The organism is Oceanicaulis sp. (assembly GCA_040112665.1).
Lineage (GTDB): Bacteria > Pseudomonadota > Alphaproteobacteria > Caulobacterales > Maricaulaceae > Oceanicaulis.
On the sequence record CP157796.1, the window covers coordinates 1577162 to 1595619 of the forward strand.

Genomic DNA, 18458 nt, shown 5'->3' on the forward strand with positions numbered 1-18458 from the left:
TTGTATAGGGCTTGATAAATGCTTCACGAAGTCATCGAGCGTCATAAAACAGTTAAAAACTCGTCGCCTAACCTTCAGCAGCCGCGCCTAATCGCCGCCCCCAGCGCCGTGCTTTCGCCGCGCGCCCATCCTTGCTGACGGTCGATTTAGGGGGACCTCAATGGCTCTGTTCAAAAAGCTCGCCTACGGCGCTTCCGCCGCCGCGCTCGCCGCGCTGGCGCCGGTCGCCGCCGCCTACGCCCAGGAAACCTCGTCGCAGCTGCGCGGCACGGTCGTGGACGCTTCGGGCGCCGAGATCGAAGGCGCTCAGGTGACCATCCTGCACGTTCCGACCGGCACCGCCTCGGTGGCCGTCACCGGCGCGTCTGGCGCGTTTTTCCAGTCCGGCCTGCGCGTCGGCGGTCCCTACACGATCACGATCGTCGCGCCGGGCTTCAATGGTGAGGCGCTCTCCGACGTCAATCTTCGCCCCGGCCCCCAGGCTCCGCTGCGCGTTTCGCTGAACGCCCAGGCGACCGACGTGATCACGGTCACCGGCCAGGCGATCAACACGCTCGACCTCAATAACGGCGTCGGCTCCACCTTCACCAGCCGCGATGTCGCCAACCAGCCCTCGATCGCGCGTGACGTGATCTCCACCCTGGCCCGCGACCCTCTGGCCATCTCCGGCGGCCCGAACAATCTGTCGGTCGGCGGCGTGAACCCCCGCTTCAACGGCGTCACCATTGACGGCGCCCGTCAGCAGGACAATTTCGGCCTGGGCTCGAACACCTTCGCGACCGCCCGCTCGCCGATCAACATCGACATCATCGAGAGCGTGTCGCTCGTCGCCTCGACCTATGACGTGACGTCGTCGGGCTTCACCGGCGGTCTGGTCAACGTGGTCACCAAGGGCGGCACGAACGAGTTCGACGGCTCGGCGTTCTACTACTACCGGGACCAGGACTATGTGGGCGAGTCCACCTTCGGCGGCGCGGGCAGCTTCAATCCGGGCCCGTTCGAGGAGAAGGAATACGGCCTCACCTTCCGCGGCCCGATCATCGAGGACACGCTGTTCTTCTCGCTGAGCTGGGACACGTTCGAGACCGCGGCGTCGGTCGACTTCACCTCCCAGGACGCGGGCGACGGCCTTGATCCGGCGTTCTTCTCCACGCTCAATCAGCTGGTCCAGACGACCTACGGAATCGACATGGGCGGCCGTCCTCAGCAGGGTGCCGTTCCCGAGGAAACGACCCGCTGGTTCGCCCGTCTCGACTGGAACATCAACGCCGACCACCGCGCTCAGTTCAGCTATCAGCAGACCGAAGACGCGGGCGTTTCCAACGTCGGTCAGAACAACTTCGTCTCGGCCTGGTACGACACCCCGACCGAGCTGAAGAGCTACACCGCACAGCTGTTCTCCGACTGGACCGACCAGCTCTCCACCACGGTGCGTGCGAGCTTTATCGATTATTTCCGCGGCCAGAACTGCCGGGCCGCCGACGGCGTCGGCGCGCTCGAGTTCACTCTGAGCGCCGCTGATCTGGTCGGCACCGCGCTCGACGGCCTTTACACCGGCGGGGAGACGACCTTCCTGGGCGGTTGCGATCGTTTCCGCCACGCCAACGAATACGCCGACGAGCGTCTGCAGCTTTCGGCCTCGGCGGACTATATCTGGAACGACGTGGTGTTCACCGCGGGCCTCGAGTACGAGACCCTCGAGCTCTACAACCTCTTCGTCGAGCGCTCGCTGGGCCGTTTCCGGTTCGACAACGTCACGCAGATCCTCAATCAGGAAGCGCGCGTCGAGTATCGCAACGTCACGAGCAACAACGCGCAGGACGGTGCGGCCGACTGGGGCTACGCCCGCTTCTCGATGTTCGGTCAGGCCCGCTGGCAGGCGCGTCCGGATTTCGAACTGACCGCCGGTCTGCGCTATGAGCGGATTTCGACCGACGACACGCCGGTGCTCGATCCGACCTTCCAGGCCGATGTCGGCATCCCTAACAACTCCACCACGGACGGCCTCGACCTGCTGATGCCGCGCGTGGGCTTCCGCTACGAGCCGTTCTCCCGCACCACGCTCACCGGCGGCTTCGGCCTGTTCGCCGGCGGCGATCCGGGCGTGTGGACCTCGAACGCCTTCCAGGTGCCGGTCGTGTTCGCGTCGGGCAACTTCACCGGCGTGACCGGTCAGGACGTCCCCGCGGGCCTGATCGCTCAGGTGGCCGCCGGCACCCCGGTGGCGATCGACGCGATCGACCCGAACTTCAAGCTGCCGTCCGACTGGAAGGCGTCGGTCCGCCTCGATCAGGAGTTCGACATCAACCTGTTCGGCATCGATCTGGGTTCGGACTATCTGGCTTCGTTCCAGGCGCTGTACTCCACCTCGAAGGACAGCTTCCTGTGGGAAGAGTACGCTCAGACCGTGCAGACGCCGCAGGCCAACTTCATCGGCGTGGCGCCGGACGGCCGTCCGATCTACGCCGACCTCGAAGCGCTCGGCGTCAGCAACCGCACCGTGCTGACCAACGGGTCGGGCGATCAAAGCCTGGTGCTGACCGCCTCGCTTGCCAACGAGTTCGACAACGGCTTCGGCTTCTATCTGGCCTACGCCTGGCACGACATCGAGATGATCACCGAGGGCTCGTCCTCGCGCGGTATCTCGTCCTGGCGCGGCCAGCAGGCGCTAGATCGGAACAACCCCGAAGCCCGGACCTCGATCTACGAGACCGAGCACGCCTTCAAGCTGGCCCTGTCCTATGAGCGGGACTTCGTCCGTGACCTGACCACCCGGGTCGATCTGTTCGGCGAATTCACTTCGGGCTCGCCGTTCACCTACACCTTCGACGTGAACAACACGAACCCGCTGTTCGGCCGCGCCGGCAACGGCGAAGGACCGTTCGACAACAACCCGCTCTACATCCCGACGGTCGGCGACCCGCGCGTCGTCTACCGCAGCACGTTCAATCAGACGGCGTTCAACGCCTATATCGACGAAGCGGGCCTGGAGCGGGGCGCGCCGCACGCGGTCAACTCCGACAAGTCGGCCTGGAACCAGCGCTGGGACATCCGTCTCCAGCAGGACCTGCCGGGCGTCCCGGGCGCCGACCGCTTCTTCGGCGACAACCGGTTCAAGCTGGTCCTCGACGTCGAGAACTTCCTGAACCTGCTGCACGACGAGTGGGGCACCCGATATAACGGTCCGAGCAACGGTCAGCTGCAGATCGTCTCTGCCGACCTGGTCCGCGCCGCCGACGTGACCGCGCTCGGCGTCGACGCCGCTCCGGCGCTCGACTACCGGGCGGGCTCTGCCTACGACCCGACGCTCGATCCCTCGCGCGTCTGCGTCGTGGCGACGGACTGCGTGTACCGGTTCAACAGCTTCACCGACCGCGACTCGAGCTTCCGCTCGAACTCCGGCTCGGTGTGGCGCGCTCGTATCGGCCTGCGTTACGAGTTCTAGAATCGGCGGCTGTGAGCGGGGGTCTCGACCCACCGCTCACAGCGCTCACCGACGGAACCAGGGGCGGTCCTTCGCGGGACCGCCCCTTTTGTCTGTGGCTGAGAAGTCACGGTCCCAGGGAACCGATCAGCCGGATCTGCGTTGAGGTGAGGTTATCAACCGGTCCGAAGATGCTTCGGGGCGATATTTTTCGTGCCCGAAACATGCTTGTTTTCCAGCCGTGCAAGAGTGATCGCGGTGAAGGCCGATTATCCGGCCGCGGAGGGTCAAATCATCCGGCTCATAACAAATATGTCACAAATCGTTCGCCGATCTGTCAGCCTGGACCGGTAACCGCCCCCTGAACGACGTGGCTCCGCGTCGTCGCTGCACCCAACACGGTCGATTAGGGGGACCTGTTCCATGTTCAAGAAGCTCGCTTACGGCGCTTCGGTCGCTGCGCTCGCCGCGCTCGCGCCCGTCGCCGCCGTTCACGCCCAGCAGACCGACGCCACCGTGCGCGGCTCCGTGGTGGACGCCAACGGCGCGCCGATCGCCGGCGCCACCATCACCTTCCTCGACACCCGTACCAACGCGGTGGCCACCGCGACCACGTCGGAGACCGGCAACTTCGCCCGTCCCGGTCTGCGCGTCGGCGGTCCTTACACCGTCACGGTCACCGCGCCGGGCTTCCAGCCGCAGCAGGCCACGATCAACGGCCTGGCCATCGGCACCAACCCCGACCTCGATCTGGAACTGGCGCCGGCCGGCACGGGCGACGTGATCGTCGTTCAGGGCCAGCGCATCGGCAACGCGCTGGAAATCCAGAACGGCGTGGGCACGACCTTCACCTCTGAAGATCTGCAGGACCTGCCGCTGCTCGATCGCGACCTGACCAACATCATCAACCTCGACCCGCTGGTCTCGGTCGAAGGCTCTGAAGGCGAATCGGGCGTGGTGTCCTTCGCCGGCATCGAGCCGCGTCTGAACGGCTTCACCGTGGACGGCGCCGTGATCGCCGACCGCTTCAAGCTCGAAGAAGCGTTCTACCCGACCCTGCGTCAGCCGATCTCGTTTGACGTGATCGAAGCGGTCGCGGCCACATATTCGGAATACTCGGTCCTGACCACCGGCGCCCAGGGCGGCCTGGTCAACACCGTGACCAAGTCCGGCAGCAACGAGATCGACGGCGCCGCTTTCTATCGTTACGGCGACGACAACCTTCAGGGTTCGGAAACCGAATTCGGCCCGCTGCCGGGCGAAGCGGACTTCGAAGAGAAGGAATGGGGCGTGACCGTCTCCGGCCCGATCATCGAAGACACGCTGTTCTTCCTGGCGAGTTATGAAGAGTACGAGCAGGTCAACCCCGATCTGTACGACCTTTCGGCGGCTGACCTCGCGGTGTTCGCGAACATCCGCAATATCTTCCAGACCGAGCCGCGTTTCGGCGGTTTCGACCCGGGCGAGAAAACGAACGTCATCGACGATACCCGGACTTCCGAGCGCTTCTTCGGCAAGCTGGACTGGCAGATTAACGACGCGCACCGCGCCTCTGTCTGGTACACCAACATCCAGGAACAGCGCCTGCAGAACCGCGGCAGCTACGAGTTCGCGTTCCCGACCAGCGCTTACGACAAGACCACCGACATTGACATGTATCTGGGCACGCTGCAGTCGGACTGGACGGACAACCTGTCCACCACGCTGCGCATCGTGCGTAAGGAGCAGGTGGTCGGCCAGACCCCGCGCGTCAGCCTGACCAACGGCGTCGCCGATTTCGGCACCTTCATCATCGACGCCGGCCTCGCCGACGACGTGGAAGCCGGCTCCGATCCGTTCCGTCACGCCAACGCGTTCGAGGACGAAGAAACCGAACTCTTCGCTTCGGCCGACTATGTGTGGAACGACCACCTCATCACGGTCGGTGCGCAATATCTGGACTATGGTCTTTACAATCTGTTCGGCCAGTTCTGCCGCGGCGAGTTCGAGTTCGGCTCGATTGCCGATCTGCAGGCGGGCAACGCCGACGTGTCCTACCAGAACACGCCGACCAACGACTGCCAGGACCGCGTTGCGGACTGGGGTTACAAGCGTCTCGACCTGTTCGTTCAGGACGAGTGGCAGATCTCCCCGACCCTGTCGATCAACTACGGTCTGCGTTACGAGCGCTTCATGACCGACGACGAAGCCCCGATCCAGGGTAACTTCGCCGCGGAGTACGGTGCGGACAGCGCCGGCAATCTCGACGGTCTGGACATCCTGCTGCCGCGCTTCGGCTTCAACTGGGACGCGCCGTACGACACGACGGTCCAGGGCGGCTTCGGCCTGTTCTCGGGCGGCGACCCGGTCGTGTGGTTCTCCAACGCCTACTCGCCGATTCCGACGATCGCTTCGGGTTCGGTCACCGGCTACAGCGACTTCTCGCAGATCCCGACGGCTCTGCAGAACCAGGTCGCTCTGAACACCGGTCCGTTCAGCTACGACCACATCTCGCCGGACTTCAACATCCCGTCGCTGTGGAAGGCCTCGATCCGCGCCGAGCGCTTCTTCGACTTCGGCCCGCTCGGTGAGGACTACCTGATCGGCGCGCAGATCGTGTACTCCACGGTCAAGGACAGCGCGGCGTTCATCAACCGGGCCCAGCTGGCCAGCGAGATTCTCGACCCGGCGCTCGCCGCGACGGTCGCGGCCAACACCGGCGTCGCGCCGGACGGGCGTCCGATCTACAGCGACGCGCGGTCGACCGGAGACGCCATCCAGCTGATCAACTCCGACGAAGGCGAAAGCTTCACCGCCTCGATCTCGATCGAGAAAGAGTTCGACTTCGGCCTGACGCTGTACGGCGCCTACGCCTACACCGACTCCGAGCGTCTGATCCCGGGTTCGTCCTCGCGTCACATCTCGAACTACCGTTCGCTGGTGACCACGGACCGCAACTCGGCCAGCCCGGCGGGCACCTCGGTGTTTGAAGTGGAAGACCGTTTCGTCTTCACCGCGAAGTACGAGCGTGACTTCTTCCGTGACCTCGAGACCCAGGTCGTCCTGCGCGGCACGATCGAAAGCGGTCCGGTCTCGAACGTCGGCTATGTGCACTTCTCGAACTCCGGCTTCTCGCGCATCTTTGGTCGTGCGGCCGGCGGTTCGCCGTTCTCGGGTGTGGATATGCTCTACGTGCCGACCCTGAACGCGGCCGGCACCGGGTTTGACGATCCGCTCGTTGTCTTCTCCTCGCCGTCCGTCGAGACTGCGTTCTTCAACGCGGCCCAGGAACTGGGCATCCTTGAGAACGCCGGCGGCACCGTCGAGAAGAACGGCCTGCGCGGTCCGTGGAACCAGCGTTTCGACCTGAGCTTCACTCAGGAGCTTCCGGGCATCCCGGGCGCCGAGCGCTTCGTCGGCGAAAACCGTCTGATGTTCGAAGTGGACATCTTCAACGTCGCCAACCTGCTCAACAGTGACTGGGGCGGCCAGATCCGTGATCCGAACTTCGACACGATCTCGCTGATCCGTCCGGCGCTGGTCACCACGGCCGACGCCAACGCGTTCCGCGCCGGCACGCTGACCAACATCAGCTCGGCGTTCATCCCGTCCAGCGCGGCCGGGGCCACCTGTCAGGTCGCTTCGGACTGCGTGTACGTCTATGACGCGGTCTTCGGCGGCGACAAGTTCGACACCGACCTGAATAACTCGGTCTGGCAAGTCCGCCTCGGCCTGCGTTACGAGTTCTAAGAGCTCGCAACACAGAGTCGAAAGACGAAACTGGGGCGGTCCGGCTTATGCCGGGCCGCTCTTTTCGTATATGAAACAGCTTGATCGTGATCGCTGCGGCTGTCGCGAATCCGTCAAGCGCGGGCGCTATCTCTGCTCCGGCTCGCGTCATGAAGGGGTCTTACAGATGCGCCTGATCCGTCCCGTCTCCCGCCGTCTGATCCTGGTCTCCGCCGCCGCCGGCGCTGCGGCCGCTCTGGCCTCGGGCTGCCGCGTGTCCGGGCTCGAAGGCCGCTCGCCGGTCTTTCGCAACGATCCGTTCAGCCTGGGCGTCGCATCAGGCGATCCGGCGTCTGACGGCTTCGTTCTGTGGACCCGGCTCGCGCCCAACCCGCTCGATCCCGACGGCGGCATGGCGCCCGAGCCCGTCGACGTCGCCTGGGAGATCGCCGAGGACGAGGGCTTCTCATCGATCGTGCGTTCCGGCGTCGAGCGCGCTCTGCCCGCTCACGGCCATTCGGTGCACGCCGAGATCTGGGGCCTGCCGGCGGGGCGGACCTATTTTTACCGCTTCCATGCGGGCGGCGCGACGAGCCCGGTGGGCCGGGCGAAGACCGCGCCGGCCTATGGCGCAGGGCTCGACGCGATGAAGATCGCATGGGCGAGCTGCGCGCATTACGAGCAGGGCTTCTTCCACGCCTATCGCGACATGGCGGCGGAGAACGTCGATCTGGTCATCCACACCGGCGATTACATCTACGAATCGAGCTGGGGCCCGCAGGTGCGCCGCCATGTCGTGCCCGAGCCCTATACGCTCAAGGACTACCGCATGGTCCACGCGCTCTACCGGCTCGATCCCGATCTTCAGGCGGCCGCCGCGATCGCGCCCTGGCTGGTGACCTGGGACGATCACGAGGTGGACAACGACTATGCCGGCGACGTCTCCGAGGAGCCGTTCGTCGCGCTCGAGGACTTTCGCGCCCGCCGGATGGCCGCCTACCAGGCCTATTGGGAGAACATGCCGCTCAGACGCCGCTCGATGATGGAGCGCGCTTCAGGCCGGATGCGGATCTGGGGGCAGACCGTGTTCGGCGATCTCGCCGAGATCAACATGACCGACGGCCGCCAGTTCAAGACGCCGATGGCCTGTCCCACCGAGGAAGATCGCGGCGGTCAGCTGATCGTGCGCGACTGCGCAGAGCGGCTCGATCCTGCGCGCACCTATCTGGGCGAGGCGCAGGAGCGCTGGCTGCGCTTCTCCTTCGCCCGCTCCGGCGCGGCGTGGAGCTTCCTGGTCCAGCCCACCCTGTTCAGCCAGTTCCACGGCGCCGATCCCGAGACCGGCGTCCCCAACGCCTGGTCGGACGGCTGGGACGGATACCCCGCCGCGCGCCAGCGCCTCGTGGACACGTTCGCGAGCCGGGAGGCCGCCGATCCGATCGTGCTGGGCGGGGACACCCATTGCTACTGGGTGAGCGAGGTGAAGGCCGATTACGCCGATCCGGCCAGCGCGTCGGTGGCGTCGGAGTTCGTCACCACCGCGGTCACCAGCCACCACACCAATCACGACGCGTTCGCCGCGAACGTCCCGAACTTCCCGCACATCAAGCATTTCGACGCGCGCGAGCGCGGTTACGGGCTGATCGATCTGACGAAGGAGCGCGCCGAGGTGAGCCTGCGCACGGTCGGCGAGGTGAAGCGCCGCGACGGCTATGCGCCGGCCGACCAGAAGCGCTTCGTCGTCGAACGCGGCGCGCGCCGGCCGGTGCAGGCCTAGAGCTCCAGCGCGGCCTGCACGTCCTTCGTCCAGCCCACGTGAACCGCGCCGCCTGTCTCGATCACCGGGCGTTTGATGAGCGCCGGGTGATCCTTCAGCAGGCCGGCGGGATCGGTGTCCTTGCGCGCGCGCTCGGCGTCGGAAAGCCCGCGCCAGGTCGTCGAGCGGGTGTTCACCAGCGTGTCCGCGCCCACAGCGCCGAGCCAGGCGGGCAGCTTCGCGTCGAGATCGGCTTCGGCGCGCACATCGACGAACTCGGCCGGCTTGCCCGCCGCATCGAGCGCTTTCAGCGCCTTGCGGCAGGTGTCGCAGGTTTTAAGGCCGTAAAGGGTGATCGGGCTCATCGTCTCATCCGGTCAGTGCGAGAAGGTTCAGAGCCGCCAGCCCGAACAGGCACAGCGTCGCCAGCGTGAAAAGCACAAAGCGGACGGGCACGAAATTCACCGTGGCCTGGAAGATCGAGTGAGCGATGCGGAAGGCGACATAGCCCCAGGCGAGCCCGGCGGTCAGCGCGGTCTCCGCGCCCGCGAGATGGGTGTAGATCGCCAGCGCGTAGAAAATCACCGGCTGTTCGTGCAGATGGTTGTAGTTCTCCGCCACCTGACGCACCGATTTGGGCAGGGCGTCGAGCTCGGACTTCTCCTTGAGCTTGGCCGGGTCGATGCCGGCCTTGTTCATCGCCGGGATGCGCGTGGCGTACATCCACAGCCACATCACCAGCGTCCAGCAGACGAGCGCCAGAACCGGCGTCAGGGTCGAGACCATCGGAACCTCTCCAATTTTTCATCATCGCAGACCGAGTCCGGGCCTTCAGGCAAGCGGTTCCGGGCTTGCCGAAAAGCCCCGCCGGGGCTAGGTCCGGGGCCATGACGACCGACCGCGCGCTGCCCCTCTCAGGGGTTCACAACTTCCGCCGCTTCGGCGCCTATGAAACGGCGGACGGGCGGCGCGTGCGCGACCGGCTCTATCGCTCCGGTCAGTTCTCCCGCGCCACCGAGGAAGACCGCCAGACGCTGGCGTCGCTCGGGGTGAAGACCGTCGCCGATCTCCGCCGGCCCAGCGAGCGCGAAGCCGAGCCGTCGCACTGGCCTGACATGCGAGGCGTGACGGTCATCGCCAGCGATCACGGCGGGCCCGCCGAAGCGCCGCATCTGCGCTTCCTGCGCGAGGCCGAGCTGACCTTCGACTCCATCCGCGAATTCATGACCGCGACCTACAAGCGCCTGCCCTATGACACGGGCAATCAGGAGGTCTTCAAGCGCGGGGTGGAGGCGCTCGCCGAGCACGGCGACGAGGACGGGTTCATCGTCCACTGCGCCGCCGGCAAGGACCGCACGGGCGTGTTCTGCGCGCTGGTGCTGTGGGAGCTTGGCGTCGATCACGACATCGTGATGGACGACTATCTGATGACCAACCGCGTGGTCGATTTCGACCGGGTCGCCACGGTGATGCGCGACCGGCTGAACGCGAAATACGGCCGCGAATTCGGCGACGCCGAGTTGAGGGCCTTCCTGGGCGTGGACGCCGATTACCTGCACGCCACCCTGAACGCGATCGGCGATCCGCGCCGCTATCTGCGCGAGGACCTCGGCCTGTCCGAGGACACGCTTCAGCGCATGCGCGAGCGCATGCTCACCGGTTGAGCGCCGTGACGAGCCCGGCCTCCGGCGCGCACGCCTGCATCGAGACCGGCTGGATCGAGCCCGCCGAGGCCTATGCCCGGCTGCGCGGCGCGCCCGGCGCGCTTCTGATGCAGGGCGGCGGGGCGGGGCGCGGCCGGTACAGCTATCTCACCGCCTTTCCCGATTTCACCGTGACCTCGGCCGACGCCGCAGCCGGCTTCGCCGCGCTGCGCGAGGGCTTCCGTCCGTCCGCCCGGCCCCGGCCTGAGGGCTTCAGCGGAGGTTATGCGGGCCTTCTGTCGTACGATCTCGGCGCGGCGTTCGAGCGCGTGCCCGCCTGTCCTCCAGGCCTCTCTGACTGGCCGGCCCTGTCCATGGGCTGGTACGGCGCGGCCGTTCGCTTCGATCATCAGACCCGGCGGGCCGAGGCGCGCGGAGAGCCGGCCGCTGCGGCGCGGCTGGCCGATGCGATCTCAGCGCCCGGCCCCGCGCTGCAAGCCGGAGCCGGCCCGCTCGACATGGTCTGGAGCGAGGCGCGCTATCTCGAAGCGGTCCGCCGCGCGGTCGCCTATGTGCGGGCCGGCGACGTCTTCCAGGTCAATCTCTCTCACCCCTTCAGGGGGCGCCTGACCGGGCCGGACGCGCCGGCTGCGCTCGCCGCGAAACTCGCCGAGGCGAGTCCCGCCGCCTTCGCAGCGGCGCTGCAGCTCGACGACGCCCGCGCCGTGGTCACCAACTCGCCGGAACGCTTTTTCAGGCTGGACGTCGACGGGCGGGTGGAGACCCGGCCGATCAAGGGCACGGCCGCGCGCAAGGCTGATCCGGCCGAGGACGAAGCCGCCGCCGCCGCGCTCGCGGTTTCGGTGAAGGACCGGGCGGAGAATCTGATGATCGTCGATCTGATGCGCAACGATCTGGGCCGGGTCTGCGCCGCCGGTTCCATCGCCGCGCCCGATCTCTTCGCGGTGGAAAGCTTCGCCAACGTCCATCACCTCGTCTCCACGGTGACCGGAAAGCTCGCGCCGGGCCGAGACGTGTTCGATCTTCTGGCGGCGAGCTTTCCGCCCGGCTCGATCACCGGGGCGCCGAAGCCGCGTGCGATGGAGATCATCGCCGAACTCGAGGGCGAGAGCCGCGGGCCCTATTGCGGGGCGCTGGGCTGGATCGGGCCGGACGGGGCGGCCGATTTCAACGTCATGATCCGCACCGCCGCCCTGGTCTGCAGCGGCAAGGACTGGGAGGTGGAGGTGCGATCAGGCGGCGCGATCACCATCGATTCCGATCCCGGCTCCGAACTCGCCGAAACCCATGCGAAAGCCGGCGCGCTGCGCCGGGCGATGGCGGCGCTATGAGCGCCCGGGTCTGGATCGACGGCCGGTTCGTGCCGGCAGGCGAGGCGAAGATCGCCGCCAACGATCGCGGCTTTCTGATGGGCGACGGCGCGTTCGAGACGATGCGGTTCGAGACAGGAAGGCTGCGCCGCTGGCCGCGTCATCGCGCCCGCCTCGCCGCCGCGCTCGCCTGGCTCGAGATCGCCCCGCCCGATTTCGACGCGATCGAACCGGCCGCGGCCGAGCTCGCCGAAGGGCTGGAGACGGCGATCATCCGGCTGACGCTCAGCCGCGGGGCGCATGGCGGCGGGCTGGACGCCCCGTCCGGCGCATCGCCGACCGTGGTGATGACGGCGAGACCACGCCCTGCGCCGCCCGTGTCGGTCAGCCTCGTCACGACGCCCGCCCGGCGGGCTGGTGCCGCCAGCGAACGCTTCAAGCTCGCCCAGTACGCCGAGCCGCTTCACGCCCGCCGCATCGCGAAGGCCTCAGGCGCGGACATGGGGCTTATGGTCGATGGCGGGGGCCGTCCGGTCTGCGCAGACTGCGCGAGCCTGTTCGTGATCTCCGGCGGCGACGTGTTCACCCCGCCTGTCGCCTCGGGCGCACTGCCCGGCACGGCGCGAGCCGCGCTGATCGAGGCGGCGGCAGGGGAGGGGATCGCGATCGGCGAACGCGACGTCGAGCCCGGCCTCGCCGGCGCCGAGGCGGCGTTCGTCACGAACGCCGCGATCGGGCTGGTGGCGGTGTCTTCGGTGGACGGTCGCGCGCTGGCGGCGGATCATCCGATGATCGCGAAACTTTCAGAGATCGAGCGCGGCGCGCTCTAGCCGCGCCGGACCCAGGGGCTGCGCCGGGGCCGCATATAGGCCGTGTCGGTCAGCGTCCAGCCGTCGCCATTATATTTCAGCGGGCTGGAATAGACGTATTGCGCCTCGACCATGACGATCGAGTTCATCGGGGCGAGCAGGCCCTCGGGCAGATCGGGCAGGTCGTCGGTGTCGATCGGCTGGAGGCCGCGCCCCTCGCTCCAGTCCACGAAGATTTCCCCGTCCGCATTCATGCGGACCGAGGTGATCCGCAGCGCCAGCTGAGCGCCGTCATAGGGCGCAAGCACCGCCTCGCCCGCCTCGTAGACGTCGGCGAGATCGTTGTCTGTGACGAAATCGTCCTGGGCGACCAAGTCGGCGACGACGTTCGACGCGCCGGTCACCTTGCGGTCCGCCGTCAGGAGTTGGGTCAGCTCCGCCGAGCCCAGATACATCGCCACCATGACCGGTGCGATCAGCGCGAACTCGACGGCCGAGACGCCCTCGCGGGCGCGGCCGAACTCAGCGAGCAGGGTGAGGGCGCGTTTCATGGTCACTGCTCCGCGTACGGTTCGTTGCGGAAGGCGGTCGCCGCACTGACGAGCCGGCGATTGCCGGGGAGATTGGAGAGCCCGTTCACGAAGCCCGGCCCGAGCAGCTGGTAGTCGTAGAACACACGCACCAGCACCACGTCGCCGGCCGCGCCGGGATCGAACTGGAAGCCGCTCTCGTCGAGATCGCCGTCTTCATCGCGCGGCGTGGTCATATCGATCGAGCCGAAAGCGTTGAACGGGCGGACATCGACCGCCAGCCTGCTGCAATCGGCGACCGTGTTGATCCGCGCGCAGATCGCCGCGCGGAAATCGGCTTCCTGACCGCCGCTGGTCTGAAGCTCGCCGGTGCGGATGTCCCGCGCCGCCTCGCTGACCGCGTCCTCCACGACCGCAGTGGTGAAGAAAACAAGAGCGATCTCGAGAATGCCGAAGAGCAGAATGAAGAAAGGCGTCGCGACGAGCGCGAACTCGACCGCCGCCGCGCCGGAGCGGTCGCGGCGGAACCGCCGGAGAGAGGGGGCTCGGAGCCCGGCCATGGCTAGTTCTGTCCCGGACCGCCGGCCAGAGCCGCCGACGCCTGCCCGCCGCCGGCGGCGGGCACGAGCTGGCAGACCGGATCGCAGGTATAGGTGAGCCGGGCGGTGTTCTTGAACACGTCCACCGAGCCGCGCTCGCTCGCGGTGACGGCGAGATCGGCGGTGAAGATCACCCGGCCCGCCTCGTCCAGCGCGATCAGATTGGTTCGGCCATGCACCTTGCCGGTCACGAACAAGGTGCGGGCGTCATAAAGCGTGGCGTCGGCGATGTCGGGATTGCCCACGACGATGCCGGCCGCATCGGCGGGCAGGCGGACCAGGCTGGCGTGGTCGGCCGGTACGCGCACGGTCTGGGCGAAGGCCGAAGCCGCAGTCAGGGCGGCCAGAGCGAAGGCGGTGAGCACGATGCGCAGCGACATGGAAACGTCCTCTCAAACGGCGTCGCCTACCGGTATCGCGCGCGCGGGTGAAGGAAGTCTGAAGATCGTTCCGCGCTTGTCTATATAGTATAGGTGGCCGCCAAACATGTTTACCAGCTGTTCACCATAAGCATGGGTTTTGGTGTTTACAGAAAATAAAGCATGGATTTTTACCCGACCTCAATCGTCTTGGGTTTTACTCCTCCATGTTCAGGACGGGTCGGGACGGACTTGGCTCCTGGGCCGAGAAAAAGCAAACGGAGTGGATGGGATGAAAAACCTTGTTTCGAAATTCGTCGCCGACGAGTCCGGCGCGACCGCCATCGAGTACGGCCTGATCGCCGCGCTCATCGCCGTGGTCATCATCGGCGCGATCACCACGATCGGCACCAATCTGGGCACCGCGTTCCAGACGATCGCCGACGGCACCGCGCCGGCCGAAGAGTAATCGGCACGCCTCGCCAGGCTCGTCTGGCGACACGAACCAGGGCCGCTTCCGATCCGGAGGCGGCCCTTTTCGTTTCTGCCCCGCGGAAACCTGACGTTAAGCACGCCAGGGTGAAGACTTGGCGCCCGAGCGGACGGAGCGCCCCATGGCCGGAATGATCATCGCCAACACCGCCATTATCGCGTTTGCGGTCCTGATGGGCTGGGCGGCCTGGCGCGACGTGGCCAGCTATACCATTCCCAACTGGATCCCGGCGGCGATGATAGGTCTGTGGCTGGTCGCCGCGCCCTTCCTCGGGCTCGGCTGGGTCGGCGCCGGTCAGTCGCTGGCTGTGTTCGCCGTGGCTCTGGCGATCGGTCTCGCGGTCTGGGCGCCTGGCTGGCTCGGCGGCGGCGATGTTAAGCTGATCGCCGCGGGCGCCTTGTGGTTCGGCTGGCCGGACGCGGTTGCTTTCGTGCTTTACGCGCTTGTTCTCGGCGGGGTTCTGGCCCTGGCGCTGCTCACCTTGCGGCGGTTCACGCCGGCGCTGAAGATCAGCGCGGACCTGATCGGGAAAACCCCGCTTGCCTCGGGGGCTCCGGCGCCCTACGCGGTCGCGATTGCGGGCTCTGCGCTGGTGCTTCTGCCCGGCAGCGTCGTTTTTTCCGCCTACATGCCCTGAAAATAAGCGCCTCTCAGAAACGCTTAACCGCTCCGGTTAACGCGGCTTTGAGGTTTTGACGGCCAGATTCGGCACGCAAAGCAAGCTGCGGGCCAAAGGGGCGTCGCCGTCATGAACATCATCAGGATCGTCGTTCTCGTCGTCGCGGGACTGGCCGCCGTCATCGCGGCGGTCTTCGTGCGCGGCGCGATGCAGCCCGCCCCCGCCGCCGCGCCGGCTCAGGTCGAGGCCCCCGCCGCGCCCGAACCGGTCCGCGTGCTCGCCGCAGCCCGGGACGTGGTCCCCGGCGCGCGGCTGACCGCCGCAGATCTGCGCTGGGCGCCCTGGCCGGAGGAAGCGGTGCTGCCTAACCATATCGTCCGCGAAGCGGACCCGGATGCGGCCGACCGGATCGAAGGCGCGGTGAGCCGCAACGGGCTGACGGCCGGCGAGCCGATCATCGAGGCGCGCCTCGTCCATCCCGGCGAGGCCGGCTTCATGGCCGCCGTCCTGCAGCCGGGCATGCGCGCGGTCGCGGTGCCGACCTCGGCGCGGGCGGGCGCGGGCGGCTTCATCCTGCCCAACGATCGGGTCGACATCCTGGTCGCGCTCGATCGGGACGGCGCGCTGACCACCGACGTGGTGGTCGAAAACGTGCGGGTCCTGGCCATCGACCAGAGCTATTCGGAGACCGAAGACGGCGCGGTGGTCGGCTCGACCGCCACGCTGGAGCTTCTGCCCGACCAGGCCCGCGCGGTCGCGCTGGCGGTCGCCGCCGGCGATGTCAGCCTCGCCCTGCGCTCGGTCGCCGACGGGCAGGGCGGTCCACGCCTGCCCGGAGAGTTGACCGACACCAATGAGGCCGGCGAGCCGGCGCGCTCGGTGCGGGTGTTCCGATATGGGCGCGAGGAAGTCGTCGCCCTGGGAGGCCGTCAATGATCGCCGCCGGTTTCAAAGCCTTCGCCGCCGCCGCGCTCGGCGTCTGCGCGCTGGCAGCGCCCGCCGCAGCCCAGCTCGCCGGCGACCGGATCGAGCGCAACAACACCATGCAGATCGTGATCCGCGAACCCGGCGACGGGCCGGTTTCTGAAAGCGTCATCCTGCCGCTGGGTCAGGCCGCGATCGTGCACCTGCCGATCGACGCCGCCGAGGTGATGGTGGCCAGCGACGCGATCGCCGACGCGGTCGTCCGCACGCCCCGCCGCGCCCTGCTTCTGGGCCAGACGGTGGGCCGGACGAACGTCTTCTTCTTCGCGGCGGACGGCTCGCTGATCCTCGATCTCGACGTTCGGGTCGAGCGCGACATGGACGCGCTCAACGACGCGCTCAGCCGCTTCGTGCCGAACGGCCGGATCACGGCTGAAAGCATGAACGCCAACATCGTGCTCTCGGGCTCTGCCCCCTCGGCGTCCGCCGCCGATCAGGCGCTGCAGATCGCCCGGCGCTGGGCGGACAACGAAGACCAGGTCATCAGCTTCCTCACCGTGGAGGGACGCGACCAGGTCGCCCTTCGCGTGCGCATCGTGGAGATGGAGCGCAACATCGTGCGCCAGCTGGGCATCAACCTGTCCGGCCAGCAGAATTTCGGCGATTTCGATCCGACCACCCGGATCCGCGCCACAAACGATCTCGGCCAGCCGCTCAGCGACGAATTCGGCGCGCCGATCTTCGAGGTCTACGAGCCCGGCCGTTATCAGAACCGCACCGGTTTCTCCACCCAGAACGCGTTCGGCATCGCCGGCGCCGCGCTGGGCGGGCTGTCTGGCACGCTGGGCACGACCAATCTGGTCGACGGCGTGGTGCAGAGCTCTCTGGGCGCGACCCTGAACGCGCTCGAGCGCGTGGGCCTCGTCCGCACGCTCGCCGAGCCGAACATCACCGCGATTTCCGGCGAGGCCGCGCAATTCCTGGCCGGCGGCGAGTTTCCCGTCCCGGTCGGCCGCGACGACGACGGCGCGCTCGCCATCGAGTTCAAGCCCTTCGGCGTGGGCCTGGGCTTCACCCCGGTCGTGCTCAGCGAGGGCCGCATCTCGCTCAGGATCTCAACCGAGGTCTCCGAGCTGTCCAACGAAGGCGCCATAACGCTGGGTTCGAGCCCGATCTTCGACGATGCCGGCAACATCGTCGGCTCACAGCCCTCGATCTCGATCCCGGCGCTGTCGGTGAACCGGGCGGAGACCACCGTCGAGATGCCCTCGGGCGGCTCGCTGGTGATCGCCGGGCTCATCAAGGAAGAAACCCGCCAGGCGCTGGACGGCGTGCCCGGTGTGGAGCGCCTGCCGGTTCTGGGCTCGCTGTTCCGCTCGCGCGACTTCGCCAACAACGAGACCGAACTCGTGGTCGTGGTCACGCCCTATCTGGTCGACCCGACCGACCCCGACGCGCTGAGCGAGCCCGGCGAGGGTCTGGTCGCCGCCTCGACCGTGTCGAACCTGTTCCTGGGCCGAATCAACCGGGTCTACGCCGCGCCGGGCGCGCAAGTGGACGGCCGCGGCTGGCTCGGCCCCGTCGGCTTCGTGCTGGAGTGATCGCCATGATCCGCACCTCTCTCATCGCCGCCGGCCTCGCCGGGTTCGCGCTCGCTGGCTGCGCCAGCCAGGCGCCCGCGCCGCTGCCGCAGGCCAGCGCCGTGCCCGAGACCGTCCGCGTCGAAATGGCGGTCGATCCCCGTGACAACGGCCTGACCTGGAGCCAGATCGATCTGGTCTCCGCGCTCGCCTCCGAATACAAGGCGCGCGGCCACGGCCCTCTGGTGATCTCCTATCCGCGCGGGGCGGGCAACGCCGAAGCCGCGATCGACGCGATCGCCGCGGCGCGTACCCAATTCTACGAAGCCGGGCTCGACTGGCGGCAGATCGCCGGCGGCGCGTATGACGCTTCGGGCCGGGCGAGCGCGCCGGTGATCTTCTCCTTCACCCGCTATCAGGCGGTCGCACCCGACTGCGAAACCGGCTGGGGCGATCTCAGGGGCCGCGACGCATGGGACAGCTTCGGCTGCGCCACCGCGTCCAACCTCGCCGCCATGGTCGCCGATCCGCGCGATCTGGTGAGCCCGCGCGGCATGGACGCGCCCGACGCGGACCGCCGTCAGACCGTGCTCGACCGCTACCGCCAGGGCCAGCCGACCGCGTCCACGCGCGGAGACGGCGAGAGCGGCGCGGTCAGCGACGCGGTCGAGAACTAGGAGGGA

General features: G+C 67.4%; 16 protein-coding genes. 11 read left to right on the forward strand and 5 right to left on the reverse strand.

Annotated elements, in window-relative coordinates; translation table 11 throughout:
• Positions 1-160 precede the first annotated feature (160 nt).
• From ABL308_07540 to ABL308_07550, 3 genes are all read left to right on the forward strand, one after another.
• Entirely contained in the window at positions 161-3445 is a 3285-nt protein-coding gene (locus ABL308_07540) for a carboxypeptidase regulatory-like domain-containing protein (GenBank protein XBQ14817.1), read from the forward strand.
• A gap of 402 nt (positions 3446-3847) precedes the next feature.
• Positions 3848-7153, forward strand: a complete 3306-nt coding sequence (locus ABL308_07545; GenBank protein XBQ14818.1) for a carboxypeptidase regulatory-like domain-containing protein — start codon at positions 3848-3850, stop codon at positions 7151-7153.
• A 166-nt stretch (positions 7154-7319) separates the two neighbouring features.
• A complete protein-coding gene (locus ABL308_07550) occupies positions 7320-8909 on the forward strand; it encodes an alkaline phosphatase D family protein (protein XBQ14819.1) in 1590 nt (529 codons plus the stop codon).
• Here the strand turns inward: ABL308_07550 and ABL308_07555 are convergent.
• Both ABL308_07555 and ABL308_07560 read right to left on the reverse strand, forming a co-directional pair.
• Complete coding sequence (locus ABL308_07555; GenBank protein ID XBQ14820.1) at positions 8906-9253, reverse strand: ArsC/Spx/MgsR family protein; 348 nt, start codon at positions 9251-9253, stop codon at positions 8906-8908. The two genes, ABL308_07550 and ABL308_07555, sit on opposite strands and share 4 nt — an antisense overlap.
• A 4-nt stretch (positions 9254-9257) precedes the next feature.
• Positions 9258-9674 (reverse strand): MAPEG family protein, encoded by a 417-nt coding sequence (locus ABL308_07560; protein XBQ14821.1) that lies wholly within the window; start codon positions 9672-9674, stop codon positions 9258-9260.
• Between the two features lie 101 nt (positions 9675-9775).
• On the opposite strand from ABL308_07560, the gene ABL308_07565 reads away from it, so the two are divergent.
• The 3 genes from ABL308_07565 to ABL308_07575 are packed head-to-tail and all read left to right on the forward strand — an operon-like array spanning position 9776 to position 12692.
• Positions 9776-10552 (forward strand): tyrosine-protein phosphatase, encoded by a 777-nt coding sequence (locus ABL308_07565; GenBank protein ID XBQ14822.1) that lies wholly within the window; start codon positions 9776-9778, stop codon positions 10550-10552.
• Positions 10553-10557: 5 nt separating this feature from the next.
• Complete coding sequence (locus tag ABL308_07570) at positions 10558-11883, forward strand: anthranilate synthase component I family protein (GenBank protein XBQ17725.1); 1326 nt, start codon at positions 10558-10560, stop codon at positions 11881-11883.
• Positions 11880-12692 carry an aminotransferase class IV gene (locus ABL308_07575; GenBank protein ID XBQ14823.1) on the forward strand — a complete coding sequence of 271 codons (813 nt, stop codon included), beginning with the start codon at positions 11880-11882 and terminating at the stop codon, positions 12690-12692. Before ABL308_07570 ends, ABL308_07575 begins: the two co-directional genes overlap by 4 nt.
• Here ABL308_07575 and ABL308_07580 read toward each other — a convergent pair.
• The 3 genes from ABL308_07580 to ABL308_07590 are packed head-to-tail and all read right to left on the reverse strand — an operon-like array spanning position 12689 to position 14180.
• Positions 12689-13222, reverse strand: a complete 534-nt coding sequence (locus ABL308_07580) for a TadE/TadG family type IV pilus assembly protein (protein XBQ14824.1) — start codon at positions 13220-13222, stop codon at positions 12689-12691. The two genes, ABL308_07575 and ABL308_07580, sit on opposite strands and share 4 nt — an antisense overlap.
• A 2-nt stretch (positions 13223-13224) precedes the next feature.
• A complete protein-coding gene (locus tag ABL308_07585; GenBank protein ID XBQ14825.1) occupies positions 13225-13761 on the reverse strand; it encodes a TadE/TadG family type IV pilus assembly protein in 537 nt (178 codons plus the stop codon).
• A gap of 2 nt (positions 13762-13763) precedes the next feature.
• Positions 13764-14180, reverse strand: coding sequence for a pilus assembly protein N-terminal domain-containing protein (locus ABL308_07590; protein ID XBQ14826.1), 417 nt, complete (start codon positions 14178-14180; stop codon positions 13764-13766).
• 271 nt (positions 14181-14451) lie between these two features.
• On the opposite strand from ABL308_07590, the gene ABL308_07595 reads away from it, so the two are divergent.
• From ABL308_07595 to ABL308_07615, 5 genes are all read left to right on the forward strand, one after another.
• Positions 14452-14628, forward strand: coding sequence for a Flp family type IVb pilin (locus tag ABL308_07595; GenBank protein ID XBQ14827.1), 177 nt, complete (start codon positions 14452-14454; stop codon positions 14626-14628).
• A gap of 145 nt (positions 14629-14773) precedes the next feature.
• A complete protein-coding gene (locus tag ABL308_07600; GenBank protein XBQ14828.1) occupies positions 14774-15289 on the forward strand; it encodes a prepilin peptidase in 516 nt (171 codons plus the stop codon).
• A 111-nt stretch (positions 15290-15400) separates the two neighbouring features.
• The gene (gene cpaB, locus ABL308_07605) at positions 15401-16207 is read left to right on the forward strand and encodes a Flp pilus assembly protein CpaB (protein ID XBQ14829.1); all 807 of its coding nucleotides are present in this window, start codon (positions 15401-15403) and stop codon (positions 16205-16207) included.
• Positions 16204-17796: a type II and III secretion system protein family protein gene (locus tag ABL308_07610; protein XBQ14830.1), complete on the forward strand. Its 1593-nt coding sequence runs from the start codon at positions 16204-16206 to the stop codon at positions 17794-17796. Before cpaB ends, ABL308_07610 begins: the two co-directional genes overlap by 4 nt.
• A gap of 5 nt (positions 17797-17801) precedes the next feature.
• Entirely contained in the window at positions 17802-18452 is a 651-nt protein-coding gene (locus ABL308_07615; GenBank protein ID XBQ14831.1) for a CpaD family pilus assembly protein, read from the forward strand.
• Positions 18453-18458 lie beyond the last annotated feature (6 nt).

Excerpts from the sequence above, each read along its gene's own strand:
- ABL308_07565 (XBQ14822.1), top strand. The coding sequence starts at position 9,776 with ATGACGACCGACCGCGCGCTGCCCCTCTCAGGGGTTCACAACTTCCGC.
- ABL308_07585 (XBQ14825.1), bottom strand. The coding sequence starts at position 13,761 with ATGGCCGGGCTCCGAGCCCCCTCTCTCCGGCGGTTCCGCCGCGACCGC.
- ABL308_07540 (XBQ14817.1), top strand. The coding sequence starts at position 161 with ATGGCTCTGTTCAAAAAGCTCGCCTACGGCGCTTCCGCCGCCGCGCTC.
- ABL308_07580 (XBQ14824.1), bottom strand. The coding sequence starts at position 13,222 with ATGAAACGCGCCCTCACCCTGCTCGCTGAGTTCGGCCGCGCCCGCGAG.
- ABL308_07555 (XBQ14820.1), bottom strand. The coding sequence starts at position 9,253 with ATGAGCCCGATCACCCTTTACGGCCTTAAAACCTGCGACACCTGCCGC.
- ABL308_07600 (XBQ14828.1), top strand. The coding sequence starts at position 14,774 with ATGGCCGGAATGATCATCGCCAACACCGCCATTATCGCGTTTGCGGTC.
- ABL308_07590 (XBQ14826.1), bottom strand. The coding sequence starts at position 14,180 with ATGTCGCTGCGCATCGTGCTCACCGCCTTCGCTCTGGCCGCCCTGACT.
- ABL308_07550 (XBQ14819.1), top strand. The coding sequence starts at position 7,320 with ATGCGCCTGATCCGTCCCGTCTCCCGCCGTCTGATCCTGGTCTCCGCC.
- ABL308_07615 (XBQ14831.1), top strand. The coding sequence starts at position 17,802 with ATGATCCGCACCTCTCTCATCGCCGCCGGCCTCGCCGGGTTCGCGCTC.
- ABL308_07610 (XBQ14830.1), top strand. The coding sequence starts at position 16,204 with ATGATCGCCGCCGGTTTCAAAGCCTTCGCCGCCGCCGCGCTCGGCGTC.
- ABL308_07560 (XBQ14821.1), bottom strand. The coding sequence starts at position 9,674 with ATGGTCTCGACCCTGACGCCGGTTCTGGCGCTCGTCTGCTGGACGCTG.
- ABL308_07575 (XBQ14823.1), top strand. The coding sequence starts at position 11,880 with ATGAGCGCCCGGGTCTGGATCGACGGCCGGTTCGTGCCGGCAGGCGAG.
- ABL308_07545 (XBQ14818.1), top strand. The coding sequence starts at position 3,848 with ATGTTCAAGAAGCTCGCTTACGGCGCTTCGGTCGCTGCGCTCGCCGCG.
- cpaB (XBQ14829.1), top strand. The coding sequence starts at position 15,401 with ATGAACATCATCAGGATCGTCGTTCTCGTCGTCGCGGGACTGGCCGCC.
- ABL308_07595 (XBQ14827.1), top strand. The coding sequence starts at position 14,452 with ATGAAAAACCTTGTTTCGAAATTCGTCGCCGACGAGTCCGGCGCGACC.